Origin of the sequence: Rhodopseudomonas sp. BR0C11 (genome assembly GCF_010820945.1) — a bacterium.
Taxonomy (GTDB): Bacteria; Pseudomonadota; Alphaproteobacteria; order Rhizobiales; family Xanthobacteraceae; genus Rhodopseudomonas; species Rhodopseudomonas palustris_H.
Map to the genome: position 1 here is coordinate 1 of NZ_QTKI01000723.1, position 1186 is coordinate 1186.

2 protein-coding genes and 1 riboswitch are annotated in these 1186 nt (G+C 62.4%); of the genes, one reads left to right on the plus strand and one right to left on the minus strand.

Annotated features, from left to right (window positions below):
* A partial coding sequence (locus tag DYI24_RS26885) for a GTP-binding protein (protein WP_164574493.1) occupies nt 1-255 on the minus strand: 255 nt, incomplete at its 3' end.
* 427 nt (nt 256-682) lie between these two features.
* A riboswitch (cobalamin riboswitch) is annotated at nt 683-878 on the plus strand.
* A gap of 109 nt (nt 879-987) precedes the next feature.
* On the opposite strand from DYI24_RS26885, the gene DYI24_RS26890 reads away from it, so the two are divergent.
* Nucleotides 988-1186 (plus strand): hypothetical protein (locus DYI24_RS26890; protein ID WP_164574494.1); only part of this gene is annotated, 199 nt, incomplete at its 3' end.

Here is a 1186-nt window from a genome sequence, read left to right on the forward strand (position 1 = left end):
GCGCTCGACTTCGCCGCCGAAGTCGGCGTGGCCGGGTGTGTCGACGATGTTGATGTGGGTGTCGCCCCAGACCACCGAAGTACACTTCGCCAGAATGGTGATGCCACGCTCGCGTTCGAGATCGTTGGAGTCCATCGCCCGTTCGACTTGGCGCTGGTTGTCGCGATAGGTGCCGGACTGCTGCAGCAGTTTGTCGACAAGAGTAGTCTTGCCGTGGTCGACGTGGGCGATAATGGCGATGTTACGGAGGGTCATGGCTCTTCTGTCGGTCCTGCGGGCGTTGCCTGATCAGCGAGATCATAGGCACACCGCGGGATGCGCCGAAGGGCGCGCCGAAGCCAGCCTATGTCTGAAACGCGCCGGGCAATCGCAATCTGAAATCGCAAAAAACAGGCCCGGCCGAATAGGACCGGGCACCAGCACGCGTTGCGACGCAATATACGCAGAAATCGCGAAATAACAATGACGGTTGCGGATGGACAGACCCGCTTCGGCGCGGTGGCCGCCGGAACGTGCCCCGGAGCGCCTCCGTCCTTGTTCCGCAGACTGCTTGACCAAATGATGTAATGTTATAACATTACCTTCGTCGTCACTGAGATAGGTAATTTCATAGTGCAGCCGCTGGCCCTTGGACTGACTGGATTTTTTCCGTTCGGTTCGTTGACACCGCTGCCGTATGTCCAATACCGTGACCAGCGACGGTTCCCGAAGGGGATCAATAGGGAACGCGGTGCGGGTCTTCGGGCTCTATTCCGCGGCTGCCCCCGCAACTGTAAGCGGCGAGCCATTCGCCACACGCCACTGGGCTTTCGTCCTGGGAAGGCGGTGAACGGCAACGACCCGCGAGCCAGGAGACCTGCCGTCAGTCGTGGTCACACGCGAGCACATCGGGCGGGGTGTCCTGGTGCGAGTCGAACCGTAGCCCACAAGAAGGCTGCGGCAGACCTGTTTCGCGGTGACGTGCCACGTTAGCCGCGAGCCAAGAAAATGACTCCCGCCGTTCTGCCTCTCGGGCGCAATCGTCGCCTGCTGTCCTCTGTCGCCCTCGTCCCTCTGCTCTGGCCGGTCGACGCCCTTGCGCAAACCGCCTCGGCCAATCCGCGCGGTCTCGACCCGATCGTGGTCGAGGGCCAGACCGTACGTGCCGCCAAGCCGCGCGCGACGGCCAATGCCGGATCGTCGCGCC